The sequence below is a fragment of the Oceanobacillus saliphilus genome (assembly GCF_023522835.1).
GTDB lineage: Bacteria > Bacillota > Bacilli > Bacillales > Amphibacillaceae > Oceanobacillus > Oceanobacillus saliphilus.
The window spans coordinates 1-262 of record NZ_JALCZU010000196.1; the positions used below are offsets into that span (position 1 = coordinate 1).

Consider the following 262-nt stretch of genomic DNA (forward strand, 5'->3'; position numbering starts at 1 on the left):
TGAAGTGATTCTCCACCGATGGATTGATCAAGCGCAGCAGATGCTTCTTCCCGGGGGTCAGCGTAACCTTGTTATACGACCCTCCGGTGCCAGACGGATTAATGTTGGTACCATTGAAGAGAACATTATCACTCGGCGGTGGGGGGCCGGTAGCTTGTTCGGCCTTGAGCTGAAGGACGTCAGCAGTTTGGTGATACCAGTCTGTGATCATATACGGTCCAAGGTCGATGTCGTAGTTGGCTGCTGCAGGGCCGTTGATTAC

The 262-nt window shown here is 53.1% G+C and carries 1 protein-coding gene; it reads right to left on the reverse strand.

The window, feature by feature from the left end; all coding sequences use genetic code 11:
* Positions 1-262 (reverse strand): cupredoxin domain-containing protein (locus MN204_RS21885; RefSeq protein ID WP_249872968.1); only part of this gene is annotated, 262 nt, incomplete at both ends.